The 23,206-nt window shown below is 35.8% G+C and carries 42 protein-coding genes; 4 read left to right on the forward strand and 38 right to left on the reverse strand.

From position 1 onward, the window contains the following. Positions 1-138: 138 nt before the first annotated feature. The 24 genes from GX497_12595 to GX497_12710 all read right to left on the reverse strand — a co-directional run bounded on the left by GX497_12595 (position 139) and on the right by GX497_12710 (position 14,468). Entirely contained in the window at positions 139-294 is a 156-nt protein-coding gene (locus tag GX497_12595; GenBank protein HHY74031.1) for a hypothetical protein, read from the reverse strand. 107 nt (positions 295-401) lie between these two features. Continuing rightward, on the reverse strand, positions 402-845 hold the full coding sequence (locus GX497_12600) for a hypothetical protein (protein ID HHY74032.1): 444 nt from the start codon (positions 843-845) through the stop codon (positions 402-404). A gap of 54 nt (positions 846-899) precedes the next feature. Then, positions 900-1,448 carry a hypothetical protein gene (locus GX497_12605; protein HHY74033.1) on the reverse strand — a complete coding sequence of 183 codons (549 nt, stop codon included), beginning with the start codon at positions 1,446-1,448 and terminating at the stop codon, positions 900-902. Positions 1,449-1,454: 6 nt separating this feature from the next. Next, on the reverse strand, positions 1,455-1,856 hold the full coding sequence (locus tag GX497_12610; GenBank protein HHY74034.1) for a hypothetical protein: 402 nt from the start codon (positions 1,854-1,856) through the stop codon (positions 1,455-1,457). Positions 1,857-1,860: 4 nt separating this feature from the next. Further along, positions 1,861-2,325, reverse strand: a complete 465-nt coding sequence (locus tag GX497_12615) for an HK97 gp10 family phage protein (protein ID HHY74035.1) — start codon at positions 2,323-2,325, stop codon at positions 1,861-1,863. Next, the gene (locus tag GX497_12620) at positions 2,318-2,662 is read right to left on the reverse strand and encodes a hypothetical protein (GenBank protein ID HHY74036.1); all 345 of its coding nucleotides are present in this window, start codon (positions 2,660-2,662) and stop codon (positions 2,318-2,320) included. The genes GX497_12615 and GX497_12620 overlap by 8 nt, the downstream gene beginning before the upstream one ends. Further along, a complete protein-coding gene (locus GX497_12625) occupies positions 2,659-3,033 on the reverse strand; it encodes a hypothetical protein (protein HHY74037.1) in 375 nt (124 codons plus the stop codon). Before GX497_12625 ends, GX497_12620 begins: the two co-directional genes overlap by 4 nt. Then, positions 3,017-3,394, reverse strand: coding sequence for a hypothetical protein (locus tag GX497_12630; protein HHY74038.1), 378 nt, complete (start codon positions 3,392-3,394; stop codon positions 3,017-3,019). The genes GX497_12625 and GX497_12630 overlap by 17 nt, the downstream gene beginning before the upstream one ends. Before the next feature lie 49 nt (positions 3,395-3,443). Further along, positions 3,444-4,511 carry a major capsid protein E gene (locus tag GX497_12635; protein HHY74039.1) on the reverse strand — a complete coding sequence of 356 codons (1,068 nt, stop codon included), beginning with the start codon at positions 4,509-4,511 and terminating at the stop codon, positions 3,444-3,446. A 61-nt stretch (positions 4,512-4,572) separates the two neighbouring features. Beyond that, entirely contained in the window at positions 4,573-4,944 is a 372-nt protein-coding gene (locus tag GX497_12640; protein HHY74040.1) for a head decoration protein, read from the reverse strand. A gap of 13 nt (positions 4,945-4,957) precedes the next feature. Further along, on the reverse strand, positions 4,958-5,683 hold the full coding sequence (locus tag GX497_12645; protein HHY74041.1) for a scaffolding protein: 726 nt from the start codon (positions 5,681-5,683) through the stop codon (positions 4,958-4,960). Between the two features lie 125 nt (positions 5,684-5,808). Next, positions 5,809-5,976: a DUF4926 domain-containing protein gene (locus tag GX497_12650; protein ID HHY74042.1), complete on the reverse strand. Its 168-nt coding sequence runs from the start codon at positions 5,974-5,976 to the stop codon at positions 5,809-5,811. Positions 5,977-5,979: 3 nt separating this feature from the next. After that, the gene (locus GX497_12655; GenBank protein HHY74043.1) at positions 5,980-7,377 is read right to left on the reverse strand and encodes a minor capsid protein; all 1,398 of its coding nucleotides are present in this window, start codon (positions 7,375-7,377) and stop codon (positions 5,980-5,982) included. Next, complete coding sequence (locus GX497_12660) at positions 7,377-8,882, reverse strand: phage portal protein (GenBank protein HHY74044.1); 1,506 nt, start codon at positions 8,880-8,882, stop codon at positions 7,377-7,379. Before GX497_12660 ends, GX497_12655 begins: the two co-directional genes overlap by 1 nt. A gap of 37 nt (positions 8,883-8,919) precedes the next feature. Then, positions 8,920-9,219: an ImmA/IrrE family metallo-endopeptidase gene (locus GX497_12665; protein HHY74045.1), complete on the reverse strand. Its 300-nt coding sequence runs from the start codon at positions 9,217-9,219 to the stop codon at positions 8,920-8,922. 11 nt (positions 9,220-9,230) lie between these two features. Then, positions 9,231-10,490: a PBSX family phage terminase large subunit gene (locus GX497_12670; GenBank protein ID HHY74046.1), complete on the reverse strand. Its 1,260-nt coding sequence runs from the start codon at positions 10,488-10,490 to the stop codon at positions 9,231-9,233. Beyond that, complete coding sequence (locus tag GX497_12675; protein HHY74047.1) at positions 10,487-11,227, reverse strand: hypothetical protein; 741 nt, start codon at positions 11,225-11,227, stop codon at positions 10,487-10,489. Before GX497_12675 ends, GX497_12670 begins: the two co-directional genes overlap by 4 nt. A gap of 80 nt (positions 11,228-11,307) precedes the next feature. Further along, positions 11,308-11,727 carry a hypothetical protein gene (locus GX497_12680; GenBank protein ID HHY74048.1) on the reverse strand — a complete coding sequence of 140 codons (420 nt, stop codon included), beginning with the start codon at positions 11,725-11,727 and terminating at the stop codon, positions 11,308-11,310. Beyond that, entirely contained in the window at positions 11,720-12,268 is a 549-nt protein-coding gene (locus GX497_12685; GenBank protein ID HHY74049.1) for a type II toxin-antitoxin system HicB family antitoxin, read from the reverse strand. The genes GX497_12680 and GX497_12685 overlap by 8 nt, the downstream gene beginning before the upstream one ends. A gap of 29 nt (positions 12,269-12,297) precedes the next feature. Then, positions 12,298-12,552 carry a hypothetical protein gene (locus GX497_12690; GenBank protein HHY74050.1) on the reverse strand — a complete coding sequence of 85 codons (255 nt, stop codon included), beginning with the start codon at positions 12,550-12,552 and terminating at the stop codon, positions 12,298-12,300. Between the two features lie 154 nt (positions 12,553-12,706). Then, the gene (locus GX497_12695; protein HHY74051.1) at positions 12,707-13,195 is read right to left on the reverse strand and encodes a sigma-70 family RNA polymerase sigma factor; all 489 of its coding nucleotides are present in this window, start codon (positions 13,193-13,195) and stop codon (positions 12,707-12,709) included. A gap of 12 nt (positions 13,196-13,207) precedes the next feature. Then, on the reverse strand, positions 13,208-13,405 hold the full coding sequence (locus GX497_12700; GenBank protein ID HHY74052.1) for a hypothetical protein: 198 nt from the start codon (positions 13,403-13,405) through the stop codon (positions 13,208-13,210). 194 nt (positions 13,406-13,599) lie between these two features. Beyond that, complete coding sequence (locus GX497_12705; GenBank protein ID HHY74053.1) at positions 13,600-14,271, reverse strand: hypothetical protein; 672 nt, start codon at positions 14,269-14,271, stop codon at positions 13,600-13,602. After that, the gene (locus GX497_12710; GenBank protein HHY74054.1) at positions 14,268-14,468 is read right to left on the reverse strand and encodes a hypothetical protein; all 201 of its coding nucleotides are present in this window, start codon (positions 14,466-14,468) and stop codon (positions 14,268-14,270) included. Before GX497_12710 ends, GX497_12705 begins: the two co-directional genes overlap by 4 nt. A gap of 125 nt (positions 14,469-14,593) precedes the next feature. Here GX497_12710 and GX497_12715 point away from each other — a divergent pair, with 125 nt between their 5' ends. From GX497_12715 to GX497_12730, 4 genes are all read left to right on the forward strand, one after another. Further along, positions 14,594-14,788 carry an addiction module toxin, HicA family gene (locus GX497_12715; protein ID HHY74055.1) on the forward strand — a complete coding sequence of 65 codons (195 nt, stop codon included), beginning with the start codon at positions 14,594-14,596 and terminating at the stop codon, positions 14,786-14,788. Between the two features lie 58 nt (positions 14,789-14,846). After that, entirely contained in the window at positions 14,847-15,263 is a 417-nt protein-coding gene (locus GX497_12720; GenBank protein ID HHY74056.1) for a type II toxin-antitoxin system HicB family antitoxin, read from the forward strand. 252 nt (positions 15,264-15,515) lie between these two features. Beyond that, positions 15,516-15,629: a hypothetical protein gene (locus GX497_12725; protein HHY74057.1), complete on the forward strand. Its 114-nt coding sequence runs from the start codon at positions 15,516-15,518 to the stop codon at positions 15,627-15,629. 389 nt (positions 15,630-16,018) lie between these two features. Beyond that, entirely contained in the window at positions 16,019-16,810 is a 792-nt protein-coding gene (locus tag GX497_12730; GenBank protein HHY74058.1) for a Bro-N domain-containing protein, read from the forward strand. Between the two features lie 47 nt (positions 16,811-16,857). On the opposite strand, the gene GX497_12735 is transcribed toward GX497_12730, so the two are convergent. The 14 genes from GX497_12735 to GX497_12800 all read right to left on the reverse strand — a co-directional run bounded on the left by GX497_12735 (position 16,858) and on the right by GX497_12800 (position 23,194). Continuing rightward, positions 16,858-17,028: a hypothetical protein gene (locus tag GX497_12735; protein HHY74059.1), complete on the reverse strand. Its 171-nt coding sequence runs from the start codon at positions 17,026-17,028 to the stop codon at positions 16,858-16,860. 2 nt (positions 17,029-17,030) lie between these two features. After that, positions 17,031-17,432: a RusA family crossover junction endodeoxyribonuclease gene (locus GX497_12740; protein ID HHY74060.1), complete on the reverse strand. Its 402-nt coding sequence runs from the start codon at positions 17,430-17,432 to the stop codon at positions 17,031-17,033. After that, entirely contained in the window at positions 17,432-17,632 is a 201-nt protein-coding gene (locus tag GX497_12745) for a hypothetical protein (protein HHY74061.1), read from the reverse strand. The genes GX497_12740 and GX497_12745 overlap by 1 nt, the downstream gene beginning before the upstream one ends. A gap of 32 nt (positions 17,633-17,664) precedes the next feature. Then, positions 17,665-17,880, reverse strand: coding sequence for a Fur-regulated basic protein FbpA (gene fbpA, locus GX497_12750; GenBank protein ID HHY74062.1), 216 nt, complete (start codon positions 17,878-17,880; stop codon positions 17,665-17,667). A gap of 26 nt (positions 17,881-17,906) precedes the next feature. After that, complete coding sequence (locus tag GX497_12755) at positions 17,907-18,734, reverse strand: ATP-binding protein (GenBank protein ID HHY74063.1); 828 nt, start codon at positions 18,732-18,734, stop codon at positions 17,907-17,909. Positions 18,735-18,747: 13 nt separating this feature from the next. After that, positions 18,748-19,686, reverse strand: a complete 939-nt coding sequence (locus GX497_12760; GenBank protein HHY74064.1) for a DnaD domain protein — start codon at positions 19,684-19,686, stop codon at positions 18,748-18,750. 249 nt (positions 19,687-19,935) lie between these two features. Further along, entirely contained in the window at positions 19,936-20,769 is an 834-nt protein-coding gene (locus GX497_12765; protein ID HHY74065.1) for a recombinase RecT, read from the reverse strand. After that, positions 20,769-21,716: a hypothetical protein gene (locus GX497_12770; GenBank protein ID HHY74066.1), complete on the reverse strand. Its 948-nt coding sequence runs from the start codon at positions 21,714-21,716 to the stop codon at positions 20,769-20,771. The genes GX497_12765 and GX497_12770 overlap by 1 nt, the downstream gene beginning before the upstream one ends. 79 nt (positions 21,717-21,795) lie before the next feature. Further along, on the reverse strand, positions 21,796-22,014 hold the full coding sequence (locus tag GX497_12775; protein HHY74067.1) for a hypothetical protein: 219 nt from the start codon (positions 22,012-22,014) through the stop codon (positions 21,796-21,798). 2 nt (positions 22,015-22,016) lie between these two features. Then, complete coding sequence (locus GX497_12780) at positions 22,017-22,169, reverse strand: hypothetical protein (protein ID HHY74068.1); 153 nt, start codon at positions 22,167-22,169, stop codon at positions 22,017-22,019. Further along, complete coding sequence (locus GX497_12785; protein ID HHY74069.1) at positions 22,162-22,347, reverse strand: hypothetical protein; 186 nt, start codon at positions 22,345-22,347, stop codon at positions 22,162-22,164. Before GX497_12785 ends, GX497_12780 begins: the two co-directional genes overlap by 8 nt. Further along, positions 22,348-22,494 (reverse strand): hypothetical protein, encoded by a 147-nt coding sequence (locus GX497_12790; GenBank protein HHY74070.1) that lies wholly within the window; start codon positions 22,492-22,494, stop codon positions 22,348-22,350. A 168-nt stretch (positions 22,495-22,662) separates the two neighbouring features. Then, entirely contained in the window at positions 22,663-22,869 is a 207-nt protein-coding gene (locus tag GX497_12795; protein HHY74071.1) for a hypothetical protein, read from the reverse strand. 19 nt (positions 22,870-22,888) lie between these two features. After that, positions 22,889-23,194 carry a hypothetical protein gene (locus GX497_12800; protein HHY74072.1) on the reverse strand — a complete coding sequence of 102 codons (306 nt, stop codon included), beginning with the start codon at positions 23,192-23,194 and terminating at the stop codon, positions 22,889-22,891. Positions 23,195-23,206 lie beyond the last annotated feature (12 nt).

A 23,206-nucleotide genomic window follows, 5' to 3' on the forward strand; every position in this document is an offset into this window, starting at 1 on the left:
AAGAGATGAAAAAAATTTTAAAACAAACAAAAAAGGGGAAATAGTACGCTTTTTTATCCATTAAAAAACCGCCAAAAATATTGATTTACCAATGGTTTTGGCGGTTTTGAGTGTCAAAGATGAGATTATACTATAACGTCATTTATAATTCAATTTACGCTTTTTTAATGCTTCATATTGGTCTTGTGCTGACATGTATTGTTGCTCTGTTTCTACATTCGATAATTGCTTCTTGTATTGATCCACAATCTGTTGTCTTACATTCCCATCGCTGATATGCGGGAATGTAGACACTTGAATATTTTCTAAGATTTCCTTTGCTTTTTCTTGATTTTTAAATTCAAGTAAACTAGGAAAATCAATCCAGTAATATTCTTCCTCAATTTGCTTTACCGTTTTGTCTAAGATAACGGCGCATTGCTGGATAAATTCATCTGTTGAGATTGTTCGCCGTTCTCCATCCTGCTCACTATTCCCATTACGAACTGTTCCACCATCGGATGAAGAAGGCTTTTGGCGTTTCCCAACGCTTTCTCCATGTCGTTACGTTCCCATGTTTGTTTAATGTAGTTCGTCACTTGCTCTAATGTTGCATGTTCGTCTAAATATTCAATATCAATTTCGCTCAATAAAGCTGTTAATTCGTACATATCATCAATAAACATATCACTAGAAGCAACGATAACAGCTGCCCTATTTTCTGTCGGAGTTAAAAATAATTGAACGAGGAAATCTCCAATGGAGCCGATGTGTGAAGTTAATTTTTTGATGTTTTTTCTAGTTAATTTAGGTACTTCAACCTTTTTATTACCTAGCTGAACACAGTCATTTTTAAATTTGAACATATAAAATCCTCCTTAGAAATATGTAAAAGCCCCTCTGTAAAGAAGGGCCTTTTATTATGCCGTTGCCGATATATCTCCCCATGTATATAAAAGACCTCGAGGGTTTGATGTTAATGATGGATAACAAGAAACACGTACTGGCATTTTTAAGTTGTCATCAGTTTTAAAGCCGAAGTCCGCATCAAATTCAATTGAACATTCTTCAAGATAAATGAACATATTTGTATCTGTAATTCCTTGCGGCTTTATCACTGCTCTTTTTCGCGGCAGCTTCTTTCCGGCTAGACCCGTTACCTGATATTTAACTTTATCACTATCAAGTTCATCTGTAACCTTTACGACACTTGGATCAAACTTCATTACTTTATCGTAATCAATTTCAGGTGAATCAAATTCAACGGATCCCAATGTTCCAGTACTAGACCGTTGAACCGGCACTTCTCCATACTGGTCTACTTTTGTTTCATGCCAACTTGTAGTAGTTGTAAAACGAATACCGCCTTGTGTAAGGTCAAATATCACTGCATTTGTTTCTTCTTCACCTGTTTCATCAACGCCCCAGATAAAAATTCCAGGGCCCGAAAAAATGTTTTCTACTCCCATTGTTAGTTAAACCTCCTTGATTTTAAATCTGAAATTTGTACTAAATGTTGGCCTTCCTTTTTCGTCAAGTCCTAAAGGAACCGGATTAGATTGCATTGCTTTGCTGAATGTCACATAAGACTCACCAATCGTATAATTCGTTTTATTGTCTAAAAACTGAATTAGCTCTTTTGCTATTTTTTCAGTCATAATCATTTGTCCATAATCATCATAGTAACTTTTTCCTTTCACTAACACCTGAAATGTTGGATTCTTAAATGGCAAATAATCATGTGATGCAAAACCGCCTGTGCTAAACACAAAAAGAGCCGGCAATTGGCTCTCGTCTAAATCAGGTATAAAATTTGCATCAGGAAATACATTAAATCCAGAATCAGATAAATATTGAATTAAATCTGTTGATTCCATGGCATCACTCCATTCCAATGGCTGCTTTAAGCTCTTCAATAATCAGTGTTTCATTTGCCTTTATAGCATTTTCTAAATACTTTTTACCTGGAGTATATCCAGATAAATGACTAGGCAATTTTTTAGATTTGGACTTTATTTTTTCTCCTGGAGTCAGTTGAACGATTTCTCCATCTTTCGTTTTTCTGAATCCCTCGTGCTGGATAGTAGCGTATTCGTCAACTTCCGGGCTTGTTCCAAAATCGATGTACATTTCCCCAATGGTTTTTACCACTTCGCCAATAATTAATGCCGCTTCAAGGTCACCAGAATCAATTGGGGCAAGTTTCTTAGCATCAGCTATAATTTTTTCAGCTAGATTTTCCAAAGTTTCTTTAAGACGTTTGTCAACCTCTTGCTCATACCTGTCTAACTGGCTAATAATTGCCTCAATGCCCTCCATACTAAAGCTAAACATCTCACTAGCCATAGACGACCACCTTTTTCACTTCATCGGTACCCATTAACTTTTTAACCTCAATGTGCTTTACCTCAAATTTTAATGTTTCGTTCAATTCATTTGTGTACTCAAAATAATCATGCATACCAACTTTATACAAACCTTCAATGTGAATTTCAGCAACAGAAATAATTTCTTCAGATGAAAATGCTTTAACACCAACTTTATTTGTTGTACGAATGAGCTTTTGTTCCTCGATAACTTTAGCTGCTTTTTCGATAGGCTCAAGGTAGCCAGACACACGTCCCCAGCTATCTATATTCGCTTTGTAATGCTTAATTGTTGCATGATAGCCAAATAAACTCATAGAAGCATACCGCCCTCAAGAATGACAGTAGGCTCGGACTCTTCTTTCTCATGTAATGGAGTACCCAAGATTTGACGAACTTCAGGTGCTACAGCATCCCTGATTTTGTCACCATAGTCTACTCGTTCGCCGCCATCAGAAACAGACTTAACGCCATGCTTTTGGAACTTGAGAGCTGAATTCAGTCCTTCTACCTCCCAAATCGATTGAAGAGCAATATGTTCAACAGTCAGTTCAACGTCCTGATACCAACGGATTAGATTGCGTTCAGCTTGAATAATGGCCACTTCTTTTCGGTGTGACTTATCCCATTCGGTTGTGTCTAGGACGTTCGCCTGGATCCATTCCTCTACTTCAATAAAAGTAGGCATTTGCATCACCTACTTTAATTCTTCCAATGCTTTTTTTAAGTTCCTCGACTTCTTTTTCAGCATCTTCTACTGCTTTAACAGCTACTTCTGCTGCTTTCCATTCTTCGCTTTCTGGTTCTTTCCCATCAGCCTTCTTTGTTGCAGCATCAGCTTTTTTTCGTAAAGCAGTTACTTTCTTTTCTGCCTCTTTTAAAGATTTTTCGATATTTTTTAGCTCGTCATTTACAGATGATTCATCTATTTTCGCAACACCAAGCTTTAATAGACGTTCCCCGTCTTCTTTCTCGATATTTTTGATAGAATCCCCATCATCAAACCAATTTCCATTGTGTTTCACTTTGCCTAATGCAATTAAATCCACTAAAATCACCCTCTCATAATAAATAAAAGGGCATCAATAAAGATACCCTTTAAATTACTGTTGCAGAAACAACTGAGTCATTGAATCCAAAGCTTGGAAAAGCTAGGTTTACACCAATTGTTTCCACACGAATAGGATGCTCATTCACCTTACGGAATACATAGATTCCGTTTGAATCAGTCGCTTCAGCTTGGATGTCGCTCATCATTTCCTCAGTAGATTCCGCCCATAGATAATGACCAAGAGAACCATCTGGAAGCATAACAAAACGGTTTTGCGGTGCCATGCGCAGTGTAGTAAATGACAGTTTACCATTTGTTAATGCTTTATTTTCAACACGCCCTTGAGTATCATAGGCAACGAGTTTAGGTAATCCGAGAGATTCAAATAGAGAATCTAGTTGAGTTTTCGTTAATTGTGGCGGATTAGCTGAACCGGATGGATCTCCATGATAACCAATACGAATTTTTTTGTTTCGTAGTAAGTAATTGATAATTTGACGAGACGCAAGCGCACGAGTTAAGACAATACCTTTATCTGCAAAAGTGCCATGCCAAGTTTGAATATCGTCTAATGGATCAGAGTTTTCAATATCACTCCATAAATCTGTGCCACTTAATACAGGTTTTTGTTCATCCGTATAACCAAAGTTAACAGAAAGCTGTACTCCACCCTCTGAATAAGAAACACCACCTGTAAAAATGGACTGCATTGCAATCCACTCTTTACGAGCTTTAATACCATCTACAGCATAAGATGCATCGTCCAATTGAGTGCGGCGTATTTCGGCAACTTCATTGTTTCGTAATCCGTTTTGAAGCAATAGACGAACTAACTTTTCATCCATCGCACGTCCACGTTGAATTTTAGGAATCTCAATACGTTGACCTGTCATTCCTTCACGGCTACCGTATTCAACCTGTGTACCAAGTTCAGCAATTTGCGCCATAACTGGTAAACGGGAACCTTCTCGAACAACATCTACTGTCAATTCAGAAGTTTCACGAGAAGGGAAAAATAGTTCGTGTAAATAAGTGTTTGGTGTTGCTAAGTTTCGAGAGTAAACTAACAACTCTTCACCTGAAAGAGCTTGTTCTAATGTTAATAATCCTGGCATTTATATCATCCTTTCATTTTCTAATAATAGAAAAACCATTTTGTTATCCTCAACAAAATGGTTATGCGAATACAATATTAGGCATTTTTCCTTTAAGAGCTGCATCAACAGTCACTGGAATACGCTCAGAAATAACCTTTGCTACTTCATAGCCTGCTGCCACATGGTCACCATCTGTAACATCATAAGTATGTTTTAATAAAATTGATGGATTTTCACGACCATCCGTAGCATCCGCTTTATACGGTCCATACTTGCCATTTGCAAGTTTACCCATTGGCATCCCTTTTTTAATTATTTTCTTTCCATCAACTGCAGTAACGACTGAAGCATCAATGGTAATTCCATTGACCACCTCACGAACCACTTCATAGCTTGCTAGAATTTCATAATGATCTTGCACTTCAAATAATTCACGTGGTTGTAAACGCATGTATTATTCCTCCTTATGCCCAAGGATTGTGAGCAGTAGTTTGTGTTACGCCCCGACTTTGAGCCATTTTTTTAATATTTTCAAGAGTTTCTTTTTTCTTTTGTTGATTATTAGGGATATTAGCTCCAAATTGATTGTTATTTGCTAATTGTTTCAAAAGATGAGGTTTCTTTTCTTTTAACTTTTCTAAGGCTTCTTTAACCCCAACGATATTTCCTTTATCATCCTCTTTAACATCGGATAAATCAGCTAAGGCAAGCGCATCCTCCCAATCAGCGAATCCAAGTTCATTCGCCACTACCTTTACCTCGGCGTTAACAAGACGTTTAAAAGTCTTTTCTTGTTCTACTTTTAATTGTTCTTTTAGTTTGGCATCAACTAGCTCGTCAACATCAATAGGCTCATCCTTTTTAGGTGGATCCTTTGGGTCGCCTTTTTTGCCTAAAGCTTCCTGCATCTCTTCAATAGTTTCAAAACCAAGTGATTTTGCTAAGTCCATTTGAGCCTTTTTCTCAGCTCTTGATAATCTGTCTTGGACGATTTTATTCACATCATCTTGATTGAATTTCTTGCCATCACCTGAACCATCGCCAGACCCGGATCCTCCATCCCCGCCATCAGCAAAGAACTGAAGATTTAACGGCATTAATGATGGTGCTTCATTTTCCTCTTTCTTATTGGCAAAGAGTAGCCAGAATGAAACTATTAAACTACGAATATATTTGATGATTTTTTTCATAATTCCCTCCATTTTAAGCCTGTCGGCTATTAATTTCCGTATTGTTCTTTATAGCGCCTTCAACACGTAAAAAGGCAAAATAAAAAACACCCATATTCCTTTTATAATTAATTGAGTGCTTTAGCTTATTTACTATTCCAAACTATTTTATCTATTTCTTCTATTCCTACCGTTACTGTTTCACCTCCGTCAATTTCTACTAAATATCCTACTGAAGGAACTTTAAATACTTCTAATACTGTTCCTTCTTGACCATCCTTCAATTTAACAACATCAAATTGTTTTATTTCCATTCCTTATTTCCCCTTATTTGTCACATAAATAGTTGTTAATTTAGCCTCGTTTGTTTCTTTGTTGAACAACCACCCTGTAATAACATTTGCATTTTTACTATTAGGACCTGTTAGATTCATCAATACCTCATATGATTCTCCATACTTGCTAGAAGATTTATATTTCGCAGGGTATTTACCAAGATTATTCATTACATTATCAATTAAATCTTGATAATTTTCTACAGTATAGCCTAATGCTTTTTCAAATGCTATTGCCTTGTCTTTGCCTTTTGGATGTTCTTTGTTTAATGCATATTTTACTAGTTTATCGGAATGAATTGAACTGTTTTTAGGTGTTATTAAATCAAAATGTGGTTCATTTTTCTTTATTTCTTCACCAACTTTACGATAAGCATCTTGCAAATCCAAGTATGATTGCGTTTTTCTTGCTTTTAAACTAGCGAATGTTTTTAAATCAGGCGTATCATCTGGCAATCTAGCTTTATATTTCATCCATTGTTTACGTGTAGCATTGCGCCGAGATTGCTCACGCTGTAGCCTCTCGTATGCCTGGATATTGCTTTGTGTTCTATTATCTTTAAAGGGACGGTTTGACTTAGAAATCATACGAGATTTTTCGTCATCGCTATGATATTCTTCTACCCAAGCAGAAATAGAATGTACGCAATGGGAATGATAAGGTGGTTCCACATCAAGTTTAGGAAACCTATTATCCTTCCCGCTAATGGTGTAGACTCTCCCTTGATAAACTGCACAATGCTCACATGTAATGCCAACTTCATTAACATACACAAGGTCAATATTGTTGTCCTTTATCCTGTTAAGTGCTCCTTGCACATGAGCCTTTCTTTGATGATACTGGATAACACCACTCATATAAGCTTGAGCAGGCACTTTCCTGCCATCCTTAGTGATAATGCCGTAAATTTGGCTTTCTGTTAGCCACGCAATTGCATCTTTTGTCGCTTGCCTACGAGATACACCATCAATTAGCGAACGTTGATTTGCTTGCTTAACAACTTCCTCAATCCTTCGTTTAGCATCCATAGCCATGTTGTCATTGCATTCTAGGATAGAATAGAAGGTTTCATCCATCATAGCTTGTACTGCTTGTTGGTGGATGATTGGCTTCAAGCTAGTTACAAGCGCATCTGTCGCTAACCCTTGATTAATCAGTCCGCTAATTGCAGCATTTGAGCCTGCCTTGTAACTTTCCTCAAGGATACTTTTTGCTATAACTGATGATTCACCTGTTAACTCATTGATAATGCGCTCGATTTGGCGAAAGAGTTCCTCTTTTCTTCTTCTTGTAGGTGAGTTTTCTAATGATCTAATAAGTTCCAAGAGATTAAGACTAGCCTGCTCGTATGCCATTATAATCTTTTCTTCATTTGTCATTATTCATCACCCAAATTTACTTTTGGTGGCTGAATATAAGTCGGATTTAAAGAATCTCTAGCATTTTCATCTTGAATCTTTTCAAGTTCATCCATAATAGCTTCTTCTGACCAATCTGGGTGAATGTTACGAATTGTTGTTTCAAGCGATTGAACACCCTTTTCATACTTAGTTGATTCTTCAGTATCACGTTCTGAATCTGCTTTAGGCAGCATGTCGCCCCACTCAATAACAGGCTCTTTAACTTCGAATTGCGAGCTGCCTAAAGTGTTTTCTAGTATGATACATTTTCGAAAGGCATCCTTGATAAACACATCGAACTTATCTTTTATGGCCTCGGCTTTTATTACAGACTGAATCCATTCGTATAAAATAGCGATTGCCGAACGGCTGCCAGCATCCGTATTAACACCAGCTGCTTGTGCCGATGTTTTGCTAATCGATAACATGTAATCAATCAATCTTTTAACATGTTCAAATGATTGCTCTGTTTGAGCGTCCCAGGTGATATATTGTGGCGTGGCCCCGTTGTTCTCATCATAAGAAACCACCTCCAAATCGGCATTACGAACAAACCGTTGACCGTAAAATTTTTCATTCGTTTGTGCAACCGTATCCCAAAGTTTTCTAGGAATCGCTAATTTAGGCTTACCATGCTTCTCGAATACGATTGAATCTCTTGTAATGGTCCAGTTTATTTCATCCTGTATAGTGTCGATATTGCGCAACCCCGAACGGCCACGTGGCTCCAATAACGTTTCGTCATTTGGCAAGATGTCACACATTAGCTCATTTACACCATCTAACACTAGGTCATCCGGAATGACAATATCATATTGTTGAGCATATTCTTGGCTGTCAATTTGTTCTTTGACCTTTTCTCCTTCCATCAAAAATACCAATTGCTCAATTAACAATTGGTTGTTTTCTAAACGTTGGCGCTCGACTCGTAAATATTTTTCTTTGCCTCGGTCTTCAACCCAAGCTATATCGGCTCCCATTTCGTCTTCATGCTCAAAATACATATCGATTGGCTTGAACTCAAACCATGCACCTTTTTCTTGTGTCCACCTGCATCTGTAAGCTATAGCACCATCTACTTGATGCTGCACTACCGCAGGCCATATTTTACTTTGTATTTTTGATATTTTTTCTATTTGCTTTACATAATCAAGCAGCTGTTCATCTTTTTCGGTATCACCGGATATGTTGCCCAATGAACGATTGATTAAGTCGGCCGGCAATTCTGCCACAACAGAACTAAAGTTAACTACGACATAATGCGGCAATGTTACTTTCGGCTCTACATGTCCATAACGGAAATAGCGTCTTGGATGCTTTCTGTATTGAATTTTTGACCTGATGTCTGAATCGAATAATTGTTGCGCTCGTGGAAAAATATCCTCATGATTGCCATCGTATAGCGCTCGATAATAACGAATAGTTTCAATGAATTTGTTAAATGGTTCCGGTGGAAAGCTTTGATTAACATAGTTAATCGTCAAACGACTTCACCCCTTTCAAAAACAACAAAAAAACACCTTAATTGGTGTCTGCTGTTGAAAAATTAAGTTTGTTATCCTTTAATACTTGATATAAAACAATGCCGACACGATTTATTACATCTTCATCTTGTTCGATAAATCCAGCTTCATTAAAACAAGCATGTAATAGTTCATGTACAAAAGTTTGTTCTTTTTTGTCATTCGACAAACCATCTTTAAGTTTAATCAATGATTTATGATAGAGACATGTCCCCATTGTATTTGGGTCATCGTCTATTTCTTGTACACTTATCACTTGATAACCAACACCGGCCACAATTACTTTGTTTGGTATCATTTTATTCCTCCTTACCAACCAGTAGGCCTTTGGTTACTATATTTCATTTCAGGTCCCCTCAATGGCTCCGTAGAATATCTTAGGGCTGCCATAGCATCATCAAATACTTCTACTGGAACATCAAGATATAAACCTGTTTTTTTGTCTTTTTTCCATGACCACTGTTGAATTTCTTTAATTGTATTCACGCAATTGGGATGGATATATATTTTTCGTTGTTTCAAATAATCTATTTGTGCTTGAACACTACCCGGTTCCTTTACAACTGCCACTGCATAATATCCAGCATTACCCCACATTTGTATTCTGTCTGGCTCAGCTGAATCACAATACATCATTAAATATTTGTTTAATCCTCTTCTGTCAGCCAACTCAATAATTTCACTTGTATCCATCTCATGCACATATATTTCATCGCAAATATAAAAATCACCATCTTTAACACCAACAGTGAGGATTGCATTCGCATGGTTGAATCCAAAGTCTTGAGCATGGTGCATTGAATCAAACATAGCATACGAAATATCAAAATCTTTAACAATGAAATTTTTAAGGATTAAGCCGCCCGTTTCGCCCCAGTTTCCTAGACCATAAATTTCATAACCGTCTGGATCCTGCTTTTTCCTCAACATCATCCTTCGATGGTATGCATCATCAATAAAACGATTCTGTAAATAAGTTGAATGGTGAGTTAGAACATCAGGATTAACGATGTCAAAGTACTTTCTTTTAATCCAGTGAGTAGCTGACACCGGGTTAAAAGTAAAGGTGATTTGGTAATAAAGATTATGATTATCTAGAATACCACGCAAACGGTCATCCAGTATATCAACATCTGATTCTTGTAGCTCCGTTGCTTCTTCAATCCATATCCAAACTAATTTTCCGTGAGCAAAGTTAATCGATTTTAATTTTTCTCTGTCCCTTGCATCATTTACGCCACGAAAAATAACCTCGTTACCAGTAACGCGGCTTTTAAGTGATAAAGGCGATTGACGCATTTCCCAAAATTCTTCTGCCCTTTCACCGTATATTCTATTAATGGCACCAGTTAATTCAGCATAGGTACTATTTCTATTCGTTTCATTTACTTTCCGAACACATAAAAGATTAGCACCTTTGTATTTAGGATCACTTAGTTTTAGAATAAAGTCTTGCGCAATGTTTACTGACTTTCCAGAACCAGCACTTCCTCTTAATGCTCGATAACGGCAACGAGTTTGATTCACTTGTTTGAAATGCTTATTAAATGTGACTTTGATAACACTCATTCATCATCATCCCCATAATCGATTTCGATTTTAAGAGAAGTGTCTTCCTTGCCTTTACCAAGTGTTTTGACTTCTGCTTTTGTTTTCTCAATTGTTAATCTCATTTGCTCAATTTTAAGCCTTCGTTCATCCTCATCATGAGCTAGATCATTAAACTGCTTAATTAAGCTTCTTAGTTCACTCATTGCCCTTGACTGAGCATTAAGAAAAGTGGCATGCCGGTCCCAAGAAAATTGGAATTCGTATTCTCTTTCCGTTATCATCGGCTGCATGCCGTCTTTAGTAGGAACTATTTCAAACTTTTCTTTCTTGAGTTCCTTTATCATTTCTTCTTTATCTGTAACAAACATAATTGGTTGGGCCCGAATAATGGCAGCATACTGAATTTGTATTTGGTCCCAAACTAAATCTGCGGGAGTTCGCTCGTTCATTTGCTCCATGATTTCTAATGTTTCAGCTGGAAGGAACTTTGAAAAGAAACCATGTGTTACTGCGTTTTGATTCCCTTTAGGTGCTGCACCTCCTATATTGCCTTTAGCATTGATATTACCTTTAGGCGCACCACGTGTTTTTGTGTGCACACCTTTTTCTTTTGTATGCACACTATCACGGGACCACTTGTAACGAGTTTTCCATGACTTTACAGTGTTTAAAGTGACATCATATTTTTCAGCGATGTCCTTGTACTTCATGCCTTTAACATAATCTTTTTCAGCTAATACGTATTTCTCGGCCATTTACATCACCTGCCACCCCCGCTATTTTATGTTTGTTTTGGACAAAAGAAAAAGCACCTCAAAGGATGCTAATGATATGATCAATTATTTTTATCATTATCAACTAATTCACTCCATAATATCGGTGCTGTTATTAAAGGGGAACCAACAATCTTATCTGATATAAAACTAATTATTAAAGAAGATTGAGTTATTAAAGGTCTAGCAAAAACATCTTTTATATTTTGTTCAATTAGCTTATCCAAGTCCAACTCAGAGTCGGAAGTGATTTCGAATTTTCCTCTAACGTCTAACTTAATCATCATCGTATCACTTAGTTCTATTTCAGACACATTTTTTAATTCAACAATTTTGTTTTCCGTATCAATTCTAACAACTTCAACACCATTATTAAAAAGTTCAGCTTGCTCTTCGATCTTAACATTAGAGTAATTTTTAGCAATTAACTCCTGAACAAAAATATCTATTACTTCTATTCCAACCTTTTTTGAGTTACTCATTATTTATGACACCCCACATTTCTTTTCCAAGACTTTTTGGGTTCCATCTATTATGCGTATTAACTCCAGACCATTGTTCACTTAAAACATCTTCTAAATCTTTAGATGCCTTCCTTACTCTTTTATGGCTTTCCATATTAATGTTAATTGTAGGCGCTAACTCATTAAGTGACTTTTTAATAATAGTTAAAAGTTCATGTTGTCCATAATTAAAAGAAAGTAAGTATAATATGTATTGGTTTAAACTAACACCTTCTTCTTTGGCTTGATTAGAGAGATTACGATGCATATTTTTCGGAAGTCTTAAAGTCAGTTTCCCACTAAAATCTTCAGTTTTCTCGCATTTTGGTAATGGTATTTGAATTTTTCTATTCAATGCGGTCTCAATCCAAATCTCTTTAGCATATTCAAGGTTTTCTAACGCTTCTTTTTTTGACGAACCATCTGCTATGCATCCATTTAAATCTGGATGTTCCGCAACCCAACCACCACCAGCATCTTTAGGTATAGATTTCAAAACAATTGGATAATCGATTTCCATATAATATTTTAAATTACTACTCAATTTAATTACTCTCCTTCTTCAAAAGTTTCTATAAGAGTTATTATTCTTTCTACATAAAGTCTTTTTAACCTATTATTATGTACTGGAGCTACAATCATTGTATTATCCTTATCTTCAGGATGATACACAATGAAATGACTACCTCCCCTTGGATTATCTACAATTAAATTATAATACTCAATAATAGTTCTAAATTGATCCCACTTTACATCAACTGGATTATTAGCAAATTTTTGTAATCGTTTACTTATTCTTGACAAAATGCTCCTCTCCTACCTAACCATATGTAATACCAATTAAAATTATTACACGCACCATATATGATACCACTTTATATCAATTTTTAATCAATTGTCAATAATAATCTAATCACTACTTATTTACTAATACAGACTTCGTACGTCAAACCGTACGTCATGAAACTCTTTGTTCTACTTTTTTTCTTGCCCGCTCGATGTACTGCTGCACCGTTCTCTTTTTTAATCCAACCATATCAGCTATTTGAGACATGCTTAATCCTTGAGCTGTATGAAGAATATAACATTGTCGTTCTCTTAAAGAAAATGAAGATATTATATTCAGTAAAATCTTTTTTTGAGATTCTGTTAAATATAATTGGTTTTCACCAGTATCAAGTTGATCCCGTATATCAGGAATAATATCCATGCTTTCAAGAGAGTGTCTTTGGTAAATTGACTTTTTATCAATACCTCTTAATAAGCCTGGCTGCCTTCCTGTTTCTAACCACTCAATAACAAAATCCATATCGCCAATCATATTGCTGATAATCTTACTATCATCACAATCTGCGGCTAAATCCATATCTAAACTATTTTTTAGTTTATTTAGTTTTCTTTTACCATCAGAATATTCTTGAATAAGCCTGTCAGCCCAATTTGGCATATAAATCACTCCTTATCTTTGTCTCCAAGCTCCCTTGTGCTTTGAATATATCGGTCTATTTACGCCCATAATGTCTTTCCATTCACGTTCAGTTAAATGCTCTTCTTGAGCCTTCTGTGGCTTTTTGTGACTTTTCTTTTTATTCTTAGTTGCTAATTCTGGATGCTGTTTTGTTAAATCCTTTAATTGGTCTTTAATTGTTGGATTAATTAATCTCAACTCCCTTGGTTGCAAAAATAGGTATAAATTTGTAGATTGGTTGCAACGATAGATTCAGTTGCCAAAATGTTCATTTTTCGGTAATTTAGTTGCCTAGAGTAAAAATAAAAAAAGGACACCAATCACAAAGCCAGACAAATAGCTTGTCCGAGCTTTAGATCAGTGTCCTCCAGATGGCTGGTAGGCTACTCTTTTAAGTCCCCTAGGACTATATCGATAAATTCAAGTAATAATTCATGTCTCCTTTTTTCTTTTGTCAATTCATAATACATTATGATAAATGATATTAAAACAAACGTTATTATACTAAAGATAGAAATTACCAATCCTAAATCATTAACAGCAATATCAAGTTTACTTCTTAAATATAAATTCATTCCAGATATAAATATTGAAATAACTATCCCAAATAAGATCTTTACTATATCATTATTATTTTTACATTTTATAACCGCTTGTATAATCTGCAATTCTCTTTTTCTGTCTTTATATTTTGCTTTTATAGCTTCGATAACCTTATTTAGGTTATTTGATTGCTCGTTTTCTAATTTCAATCCTTTCAATAAATCGTTAATTTCTTCTAAAGATAAATTATCAATGTGTTCTAACCATTCCATCATGTTAACTACTTTATTTTGATGAAAGTAGAAAATTGAAAATAGTTTTGATTCCTTTTTATTTAAGAATTTAATATACAAATGCATTAAATTTAATCCAATTATCAAGAACATAATATACGTTATTATTTGAAAAAATATTAAAAGATTTTTCTGTATATAAGCTTGAAAAACAAAAATAAGTAATACAAAAATAAAATAAAATAAAACAGAAAATATATATTTATATAATGGTTTCAAAACTCTTCCCCCTCATCAAACTTCACCCGTTTGACTTTTCCCTGGTGTGTAACGATCTTTGTTTCCCCATGAGGTGGCAACTCGGTTAATCTCGCCTTTCCATCACACACCACAATAGCAAAGCTCCCTTTTTGTTCCATTATATCAATTTCTAGTTTCATAGTACTAGGATTTATATCAATATCTTGTAATCTCATAAAAGGTTCCCCCCTGTATGTTATTATTAAATGGGCTTGCACAGAAGAAATCTTGGCCTTTTTTTATTTTATATTTACACGTATAATAATACGTGTTATAATAAAAATATAGAAAGGAGGTAACAATGAAGTCATATTCTTCAAGAGAAATAATTAAACTATTAGAAGATGATGGTTGGTACAAAGTCCATACTGTTGGAGACCATCACCAATTTAAACATCCGACAAAGAAAGGAAAAGTAACTGTTACCCATCCTAAGAAAGATATTCCGATTAAAAACCTTAAAAGTATTGAAAAGCAATCAGGGATTAAGCTTTAATCCCCTTTGCTTGCTCTTTTTATAAACGTAAATTAAATAAAAATAAGGAGGATTACCATTGAAAAAAGACCGTTATATTTATCCTGCCATTTTTGATTATGCCGAAGATGGGATTTCAATTGAATTTCCTGATTTACCGGGCTGCTTACCTTGCGCTGTTTCAACAGAAGAAGCCTTTAAAAACGCTAAGGAAGCCATGGCGTTGCATCTATATGGTATGGAATTAGATAACGACTCAATTCCTGAGCCAAGCGATATAAATAAAATAATTAAAAACGAAAATCAAGCCGTTGTATTAGTAGAAGTTTGGATGCCGCCATATCGTAGTGAAATTGAAAATAAAGCTGTAAAAAAGACATTAACAATACCTAAATGGCTTGATGATTTAGCACAAGATCATAACGTTAATTTCTCGCATATTTTACAAGACGCATTAAAACAATATCTTGGTGTTTCCGAAAAACGTCCATCATAGGACGTTTTTCTTTTAGAAGGGAAACTAAAAAATTACTTAGTAATTGCGTTATACGGTTGAAAAATAAAATATATATGAATTTGTTCACTATGTTAAAAAAGGATTACTGGATTGAAGACTACTAAATACAGTGGTCTTTTTTTGTTGGAAAAATATTCACCTTGACGTCTTGACGTCAAGTATACTTGATGGTATCATAGCTATCAAGGAGGTGAACATTAGTTGGAAGAACGCAAAGCACTAACTGTCAGAATGGATGAAGAACTTCATAAACAGATAAAGATTAAAGCTGTTATGGAAGGTCTGACCATTCAAGACTACATTTTGAATCTAATCAAAAATGACTTGGCGAAGTCTTCTAAATAAACGCAAAAGGGCAACCCGTTCTCCCGACCAAGAGATAAACGGATTCCCCTATACAACATCACACCCTCCGAAGAGGTTGCTCCTTTATTATACAAGGGACGTCCTCCTATCGGCAAGGGTGAAATAGGAGGATTATTATGGATTCATCTACTGAACGCTTGTTAATGACGTTGTTTGCTTTCTCCGATTACTTCGGTGTTACCCCACCTCAAACCAATGACATTGGAGAATGGTGGAAAAATACCTTATACGAAATGACGAAATGGACAAAGAAGATGTCTATTTCTTGTATGAAACTTTTGCTTCTGGCCCTGTACAAGTTCTACAAGTCATGAGAGAAGACTTAGAACGTCGTAAACTTGAATTGGATGCAGAAGGGAGCGAAATCCATGAGTAACCTTGCTCTTGTTAAATCAGCTCCTTTCGGTAATGTTGTATGTGACTTCTGGAAAAATGAACAAAACGATATTTTCATGACCATCAATCAATTAGCTCAGGCATTAGGTTATGCAAGTAAAAGTGGTGTCGAAAAAATCGTTCAACGTAACGATTACCTAAAAGACATCGAATTCTCAGCTACGGACATTTTGTCCGCACCTGATGGGAAACGCTATGAAACACGCATCTTCACAGAAGATGGTATTTACGAGGTTTCAATGTTGGCTAAAACATCTGTTGCGAAAGAATTTCGACATTGGGTACGTAAGATTCTCAAAAGCCTTCGGAAAGGCGAAAGTCAAATTACCCCAACAGTAGTTACCAAAGTGACCACTACTGAAACTGACGAAGACCGTAAGCTCGAAATAGAAGCCCGTCTTCGGAACGCAAAGACCAGACAGGCAAGGTTGCTTGTGAATGTCGCTGAGAAGTTCAAAGACATTCTCCCGAAGGAACAGATTCAACTACTCATAGGAAACGCCACAGAGCTTATTTCAGACGCTCCAATGCTTCCTAAACCCGAAATACCCAAGACGTACACAGCAGGGCAAATTGGGGCTATTGTGGGCGTTTCAGGTAACAAGGTTGGGCGTATCGCTAACAAGCATGGTTTGAAAACCGATGAATATGGTATTTGGGTGCTTGATAAGTCCCGACATTCTGATAAACAGGTTAGCTCGTTCCAGTACAACGAAAAAGGTAAACGTAAAATCATTGAACTATTAAAGCAAGAAAATAACTAATTCATAAGGTGGGGTGCTGCTCCACCTTTTAAATTCACCCATACCCATCACTTAAACTCATATCCATTACTTGATTGATACAAAACATCATGCCTTTTCGTGAAAGGATTCTCGGCCTTTACAATTTGTTTATTGACGCCTTCCTCATAGATGACAATTACTTGTAGTAGCTCATGGTCGGCGCTTTTAGCTTTTGTTACAACCACTCGCCTTGCCACATCTATTTCAACTCCCTTACCGTGACATCAATTCCGGGATGCTCGCTGTATATTTTTACTGCCGTAACTTTAGCGACTTGATTATCATCTTCCCATGCAATTTTATTGAGAGAATCAAAGACTCCTTTCACTAGATTGTCAGTATCAGGTTTTTTAGTATGATATCTGCCCACAACCTCACATTTCCTCTTGTTGCTCCAACTCTTGGGGATTGGCATCGAAAATACTATGTGTACGTCTAAAGCGCCTTTTAGTGGTTGTTTGCTTTTCAATTGTTGCCTTGCGCTAATTTGCAAGAATGATTTATAAGACAAATAGCGCTGTGCATTCGGTTTTATGAACTTTCCTCGTTGTGTCATCCGAACGCACCCCATTGGATTGATAAAGAATGATAACTTAAACATCAGGTTGCTGAGCCTTCTTTTAAAAAATCATCTATTTTCATTTGTCCCTTGGGAGGAGCATTTTCATCTAACTCCATCTTGATTTGGTCTTCATCAGCATTATCTTTTAACTTCTCTAGCTTTCTTTCGCAAACAGGGCCAATGCCTTTTGTTATGCTCTTTTGGCTTTTTAATGGTCTATTGCACATTGGACATTTCATGATTCCACGCTCACTTTCTTTTATTTTTCTCCTTAAACATTTAAGCTCATCTCTCTGCCAATACGACATTTCTCGTTGATGTGGATTTGCTCTAGCTCTGGTAATGACATTTCAAACAATTGTTTTCCATCAGATGTACATTCATAATCCATGTCTAGAAGCTGTTCAATTAAATATTGTCTACGCTGCTCAACAGCATTTTTATTGTTTTTAACAGCAAGTCTAAGATTTTCAGCTTGGTCCTTCATGCTATAAACCTCCTGACCTTGTATTTTTAAAATTTTTTCTTACGGTAATCAGGTCCGTTCATGACGATGATTTCTGTGTTATCTAAAATCCTTGAAAAGTTACGACTATTCACTTTTTCTTCAAGGTCAGCGCTGTTCAAATTAGTTGTGTAAATGGTATGCTTACCTGCTCTACTATCTATGACTTCAAATAACTTAGATTGTGCCCAGTTGTCATTCTCATCACCATTTCGTTTGTTTGTGTACTCGGCTCCTAGATCATCCAATACCAGAAGGTCAACTTCTAGAATAAATTCAAGTATCTCTTCCTCAGAAAATTTAGATTGGCGATTATAAGTCTCCTTAATTTTTGTCAGCAACTTGGGTACCGACAGAAACAAACATGAATAACCTAAATCCATCACTTTTTTTACTGCTGCATAAGACAAATGACTTTTGCCTGTACCGTATGTTCCAACTAGTAAAAGGTTTTGATAATTATCTGGATTAAAAGTTTCGGCAAATTCTACAAGTTTGTATTTAGCGTCAGTAAATGCTTGATTTGGAGGAATATAGTTTTCAAATGTTGCAGATTGTAAGTTTTTATTTACAAGTGAGTTTTGTTTGAAAAAATCATCCATCTTTCGCTTTTTCATTCGCCTATGTGCCTCTTCTGCTTCTGCCGCAAGCTTTATATCCTCACACTTACAACCAGCATTTACGATTACCATTTCACCTGCTTTTGGGCCAAATAATAGCTCCATTTCAGTTTTTTGTACTAGTTGGCCACATTCGCACATATATTCATCTAGGACAAGCTGTTTTGGTGTTTTAAAACCAATTGCAGATTGAATAGCTTGTTTTATAGTTTTCATTATTACACCACCTTTAGAATCCATAATTATATTTCTGTTGTGGTTGTTGGCTCTTTTGTTCTTTCTTGTTTATTTGATGGTTAAACGATTTAATCTGAGTTTTAACCTCATTCAGTGTCCTTAACCTGAGATTGCTCCAGTTTATTAAGCACCGATTACAATAGCTCCATGATCGTTTATTATTCCTAACAGCTTCTTTCATCGATTCGATGATAATTAAATCTGGTTCATCGAAAAATTTTCCATCAAACCAGTAATTAATCTCATCGTGAAGACTCGGAGGAATTGTTCCGAATCCATTTTGCTCATAGAAAACGAATGGATTATTTTCAGTCGACTTTTTCTCTTTATCATCATGATGATTATTAATATCTTTAAAAGATATCTTTAATATATCTTTACGCACCCAATGAGCCTTAGAGAGACAAGTGATTGATTGGTATCGGAGTTCGTATTTTACTAACTTCATAGTTAGTGTTTTACTAACTTTTTCACTCTTGAAAGTTAGTATTTTACTAACCACCTGTTTTTTAGTAGTTAGCGTTTTACTAACTTCTTTTCGTTCATTTGTTAGTGTTTTACTAACTTTTCTTTTGATGTTTTGGTGGATTAAATGATCAAATTTTTCTTTTTCGAAACCTTTAGAAGGAGTGATTTGCCATTTTTCATAATCCTTGTTTATAGAAAAAATCATGGTTGTTTCATCCCAGTTGATTACAAAACATTCCCTTAAAAACTTTAATTCTTTTTTTATATCAACTTTATTAATGCCTGCAATTTCAAACATATTGAACTTTTCTATTACACAATCTTTCTTTTGGCATCCATACGATAATCGAATTACGAAATGAAGGATGGCCAATTGTCGCTTTGAAAAGTCTCTTCTAATGATTTCGTCCATTAACTCTGTAGCAATTCTTAAAAAGCCGTTTTCTGGTTGTACATCAGCCATCCATTATCCATCCCTCCCATATTTTTTAAGGAACAAACACCATTTTCCCCGTTAATGCTTGTATTTCTTTCTAAACAATTCTTTGTTTCCTTTCACAAATAACGTACATCCCTTTAATCGATTTTATTTTTAGTTCATGGTGATGCCTTTCAACATATCCAGTGACATATCGTTTGAACAACTGAGGTCGATTTGCGGCACCCTCAGTCATCCAAACATAACAATTAGGAATCAAAACTATATACTCCATTAATCAAACGGAAACTCTTCTGGAATTTCATTCTGTAGGGATGGATCTTGTTCCAATACTTCTTCAGCTTGTACATCAATAATGTTTGAATCATCTTTTTCGTTAACATCATCTGTAATGTCTTTAACTGCATGCTCTTTCTCGTCCTCAGTAAAGGCCTTTTGCATTTCAATAGATAAGATTCCCCATTTGCTTAACATGTTTCGTAGAACAGTCTTTTTAGCCATTGCGTCCCAATCTTTCTTCCACCCAAAATCTGATTTACTAAATTTGTTTTTATGTTTCGTTATCTCTTCTTGTGTCCAGTAAACGCTCTTTTCAAATCCGTTTATCAGTTTGAAGTATCCGCAATAACCAATAACCTTATCACTTACAGCCGCATCTAGATCAAGTTCTATTTCTTCAGTTAGTCGATTCCACTTTTTAAGTTCTCCATCGCGGACCTCGATTACATTAATTGCTTTATATTGACCTGTTCGAAGTGCTAATTGAATGTAGCCTTTATAACCCAATTGAAACTGCGCTTTTCCGCTGTATGGTACTATCCATGCATACCCAAGGTTTTTATCAACTGGTAAGTCCAATGATGCAGCTACCATTGCGCTTGTAATGATTGACATTGGTTCTGCCTTTTGTAAAAGGTTCTCTGTGCTATATAAATTAAGTACAGAAGCCATAAATTGCGGTGCTTTCTTACCAAGTACTTGTTCAAATTTCTTTTGCATAGTTGGTGTATTTAATAGGCTTTTAAGTCCTAGAGATTGAGCTGAAACTTGTTTAGTTGCCTCTTGCTTATTAGCTAACTGATTTTTTAATGCTGAGTTAGTTGCCATTATTTAATCTCCTTTACTATCAATTTTCTGAAAGAAACTTCGTTTAAAACTTGTTTGTATATATCAGGAAACTTCTCTTTCAAAGACTTAGTATCAACTCTTTGCTGAACTTGGTTTTTCCAAGTAACTAGGAAACTATCGGTAATTCCTTTTTCAGCATCTTTCAATTCAGCCTTGATTTTATTTTCAATTTCAGTTTTAGCTGTTTTGATTAGATTTTCATCATTCTTTACTTTTTCATACTGTATAAGAAGGTCTTTATATTCTCCCGGCAGAACAATTTCTTTATCTTTTTCTGCAACTGCATATTTTTCTTTTAAATACTGTTCAGCAGCACTCGAACCATCTAAAGCAGGAGCTTGTCCACCTAATACATTCACTTCCCAGAAGTTCTTTTCAGCTTCAAAAATCATATTGATTAACTCGTCATCACGTTCAATTTCCTTCCATACGAAGCGATTACCACCGATTAGAACAGCTATATAACCTTTTTCTTTTCCTGTGACACCAAGGTAATGCTGTATTTGTACAAGGTAAGCTGATGGGATCTCATCACCTTCCCATTCTTTAGCTAGATATGCACTTGCTGTTTTGCATTCTAATACCGCTGATTCTCCGACAACAAAGCGGTCTACATTGGCTTTTATAAACGAGTATTTTGGATGACTATACATAAAGTTTGAACGCCTGACTTTCTTACCAGTTCGCTTTTCAAACTCTTTTGCTACAACGTTTTCCATCTCGTTTCCCCAGTAGATAGCTTCGTTATCAATTTCCACTGGTTCAACCTGACCTGTTTTTTCAAGCCATAATTCAAAGGCTGTACGATACTTGTTAAGGCCTAAAATAATTCCTGAATCGCTGCCGCCAATACCTTTTGTGCGTTCATGAAGCCATTCGAAACGGCTCATTTCAAGAGTTGAAACTGCGCTTTGATTAATAGCCATATTGCCCTCCTTAAATTTTTGAAGTATTATAAACGTAAGAAAATATTTTTAAATTCTTGCTCGATGTTGGCGCATCGAGCTATTCTGCTGTCTGGAACTTGAAGTCGTAAACTTCTTCTAAATACTTTTCTAGATTGTCTTTTAGTATTATTTCATCGGTATTCGTATCTTCAATGTAGTCGTCTCCTTCCAGAACCTCGTCGCCGAAGTAATCAGTTCCGAAATGTTCCGGCTGTGCGACTACATTTGGATAGCCTGTCCGAAATGTACGCGTAATCTGATGATGTTCAATGTTCATTTTTATGCTCCCTCCTTCCTTAATAGTTGCAGAGCTTCTTCCAACTTCTTTTCAGTAGCTTTCATGTTGCAAACTTCAAATCCTTGCACATTGCCGATGCGTACCATTCCCAAAACACCTTGAATCTTTCTAATAGCTAGATCCTTATCAGTCACGATTTATCACCTCAATCCAATACTCAATTCTATAAATGATTAAAATATCTGTTTCTGATTCACATGTTGAAAACTTGATATCAACAACCTCGGCATCGCCGTTTTCTTCTAACCACGTGTTACAAGCCTCTGCGCTGTTCACATGTACAACTCTTATAGTTCCAGCTACTTCATTCATTTATTTCACCTCGCCTGTTTGATAATGCTTCATCATTTGACCAACAGTCACAATCTCTCGTAAATCTGTTGAGTAGCCAACATTCGCTAACTTTGCATGTAAGTCGCCGTCGGCAACATAGCATAATAACTCTTTACTGATTTCCATTGTTTTCACCATCTTTCAATTTAGTATTGATGTAATGCACATCGTCACGCCGAGGAAGGTGATTAGGGGCGTAAGGAAGGAATCATTTAAAGTTCCTCGGCATGACGACAAGCATCACTTGCCGCTCACATGAAATGTGATATAATATCTTTATCGAAATGTAATTTGTTAAGCGGTTAACGTTCCAGCGTTAGCTGCTTTTTCTTTTACTTTTAAAAATGGGCGGTTTACTTCAATTACGTTTTTTATCCACTCGTCCCATTCTGCTAATTCCTTTTTGCCTTCTTCTGTTGAAGCTGCTTCCTTTAAATCCAGCCATAATCGACTTACATTTTTTGCTTTCATCATTTTTGTAAAGATACAAAATTGAATCATACGATTGACCTCCTATTTTCTAAAAAAACCTGAATGTTATTGCTTCCATCACCAGCTTCTTGTTATAGTCATCCAGATAATCCATATTGCTCAAATCTATTTTTCCGTCATTGGTATATAGATGGATAGCCAGATTTAGTAGGAATTTTTCAGACTGCGACCATTTACTTGCAGCCCTTTTTAAAGCTGTGGTATCTATCAATCCATGTTCCATATCAAAGTATTTTGTTGTAAAAAGAGTGTTTAGTTTTGCATTCTTTTGAAACAAATGAATAACTGGTTTCCAGTATTGATCTCTCGCGATATGACTTGGTATAGTAGCCATTCTTCCTCGCCC

Source organism: Bacillus sp. (in: firmicutes), from assembly GCA_012842745.1.
Classification (GTDB): domain Bacteria; phylum Bacillota; class Bacilli; order Bacillales; family Bacillaceae_J; genus Schinkia.

Coding starts and splice junctions, on each gene's coding strand:
- GX497_12600 (HHY74032.1), bottom strand. CDS start 845: ATGTTCAAATTTAAAAATGACTGTGTTCAGCTAGGTAATAAAAAGGTT.
- GX497_12605 (HHY74033.1), bottom strand. CDS start 1,448: ATGGGAGTAGAAAACATTTTTTCGGGCCCTGGAATTTTTATCTGGGGC.
- GX497_12610 (HHY74034.1), bottom strand. CDS start 1,856: ATGGAATCAACAGATTTAATTCAATATTTATCTGATTCTGGATTTAAT.
- GX497_12615 (HHY74035.1), bottom strand. CDS start 2,325: ATGGCTAGTGAGATGTTTAGCTTTAGTATGGAGGGCATTGAGGCAATT.
- GX497_12620 (HHY74036.1), bottom strand. CDS start 2,662: ATGAGTTTATTTGGCTATCATGCAACAATTAAGCATTACAAAGCGAAT.
- GX497_12625 (HHY74037.1), bottom strand. CDS start 3,033: ATGCCTACTTTTATTGAAGTAGAGGAATGGATCCAGGCGAACGTCCTA.
- GX497_12635 (HHY74039.1), bottom strand. CDS start 4,511: ATGCCAGGATTATTAACATTAGAACAAGCTCTTTCAGGTGAAGAGTTG.
- GX497_12640 (HHY74040.1), bottom strand. CDS start 4,944: ATGCGTTTACAACCACGTGAATTATTTGAAGTGCAAGATCATTATGAA.
- GX497_12645 (HHY74041.1), bottom strand. CDS start 5,683: ATGAAAAAAATCATCAAATATATTCGTAGTTTAATAGTTTCATTCTGG.
- GX497_12650 (HHY74042.1), bottom strand. CDS start 5,976: ATGGAAATAAAACAATTTGATGTTGTTAAATTGAAGGATGGTCAAGAA.
- GX497_12655 (HHY74043.1), bottom strand. CDS start 7,377: ATGACAAATGAAGAAAAGATTATAATGGCATACGAGCAGGCTAGTCTT.
- GX497_12665 (HHY74045.1), bottom strand. CDS start 9,219: ATGATACCAAACAAAGTAATTGTGGCCGGTGTTGGTTATCAAGTGATA.
- GX497_12670 (HHY74046.1), bottom strand. CDS start 10,490: ATGAGTGTTATCAAAGTCACATTTAATAAGCATTTCAAACAAGTGAAT.
- GX497_12675 (HHY74047.1), bottom strand. CDS start 11,227: ATGGCCGAGAAATACGTATTAGCTGAAAAAGATTATGTTAAAGGCATG.
- GX497_12680 (HHY74048.1), bottom strand. CDS start 11,727: ATGAGTAACTCAAAAAAGGTTGGAATAGAAGTAATAGATATTTTTGTT.
- GX497_12685 (HHY74049.1), bottom strand. CDS start 12,268: ATGGAAATCGATTATCCAATTGTTTTGAAATCTATACCTAAAGATGCT.
- GX497_12695 (HHY74051.1), bottom strand. CDS start 13,195: ATGCCAAATTGGGCTGACAGGCTTATTCAAGAATATTCTGATGGTAAA.
- GX497_12710 (HHY74054.1), bottom strand. CDS start 14,468: ATGAGATTACAAGATATTGATATAAATCCTAGTACTATGAAACTAGAA.
- GX497_12715 (HHY74055.1), top strand. CDS start 14,594: ATGAAGTCATATTCTTCAAGAGAAATAATTAAACTATTAGAAGATGAT.
- GX497_12725 (HHY74057.1), top strand. CDS start 15,516: ATGGATGAAGAACTTCATAAACAGATAAAGATTAAAGCTGTTATGGAA.
- GX497_12730 (HHY74058.1), top strand. CDS start 16,019: ATGAGTAACCTTGCTCTTGTTAAATCAGCTCCTTTCGGTAATGTTGTA.
- GX497_12740 (HHY74060.1), bottom strand. CDS start 17,432: ATGTTTAAGTTATCATTCTTTATCAATCCAATGGGGTGCGTTCGGATG.
- GX497_12745 (HHY74061.1), bottom strand. CDS start 17,632: ATGAAATGTCCAATGTGCAATAGACCATTAAAAAGCCAAAAGAGCATA.
- fbpA (HHY74062.1), bottom strand. CDS start 17,880: ATGAAGGACCAAGCTGAAAATCTTAGACTTGCTGTTAAAAACAATAAA.
- GX497_12755 (HHY74063.1), bottom strand. CDS start 18,734: ATGAAAACTATAAAACAAGCTATTCAATCTGCAATTGGTTTTAAAACA.
- GX497_12760 (HHY74064.1), bottom strand. CDS start 19,686: ATGGCTGATGTACAACCAGAAAACGGCTTTTTAAGAATTGCTACAGAG.
- GX497_12765 (HHY74065.1), bottom strand. CDS start 20,769: ATGGCAACTAACTCAGCATTAAAAAATCAGTTAGCTAATAAGCAAGAG.
- GX497_12770 (HHY74066.1), bottom strand. CDS start 21,716: ATGGCTATTAATCAAAGCGCAGTTTCAACTCTTGAAATGAGCCGTTTC.
- GX497_12775 (HHY74067.1), bottom strand. CDS start 22,014: ATGAACATTGAACATCATCAGATTACGCGTACATTTCGGACAGGCTAT.
- GX497_12785 (HHY74069.1), bottom strand. CDS start 22,347: ATGAATGAAGTAGCTGGAACTATAAGAGTTGTACATGTGAACAGCGCA.
- GX497_12790 (HHY74070.1), bottom strand. CDS start 22,494: ATGGAAATCAGTAAAGAGTTATTATGCTATGTTGCCGACGGCGACTTA.
- GX497_12795 (HHY74071.1), bottom strand. CDS start 22,869: ATGATTCAATTTTGTATCTTTACAAAAATGATGAAAGCAAAAAATGTA.
- GX497_12800 (HHY74072.1), bottom strand. CDS start 23,194: ATGGCTACTATACCAAGTCATATCGCGAGAGATCAATACTGGAAACCA.